General features: G+C 63.5%; 1 pseudogene. It reads left to right on the forward strand.

Features of this window, described 5'->3' with window-relative positions:
• A pseudogene (locus tag O4G76_RS22340) lies at window positions 1–342 on the forward strand (DNA polymerase III subunit epsilon); the annotation flags it as partial.

The raw sequence follows: 342 nt of genomic DNA on the forward strand, positions 1-342 counted from the left end.
TCACTGGTATTCGGAAAACGGGCTGAATGCCGCGCGGGTTTCCGCGACCAAGGTCGTGCAGGCGAATGCCGAGCAGCTCAGCGAGGACGACAGCCCCGCCGAAGCGGACTCGGCCGCGCGCGGGCACGACAACCACATGCGGATGATGCATTTCCAGATGCTCTGGGTGCATTGGCTGGTGGCCGGGCTGGGTCTTTGGTTGGCCACTGCGCCTTCTGTTTTCGGCACCTTCGACCAGACCGAGTTCAGCGCTGCCGTGCAGCGCGTCACCGAAGATCGTGGACTTTGGGCCGCGGCAACGCGCAGCTGGTTGACGGCCTGGAATGACGTTTTCACAGGACT

Origin of the sequence: Limimaricola sp. G21655-S1, assembly GCF_027213785.1 — a bacterium.
In the GTDB taxonomy this organism is placed as follows: Bacteria; Pseudomonadota; Alphaproteobacteria; order Rhodobacterales; family Rhodobacteraceae; genus Limimaricola.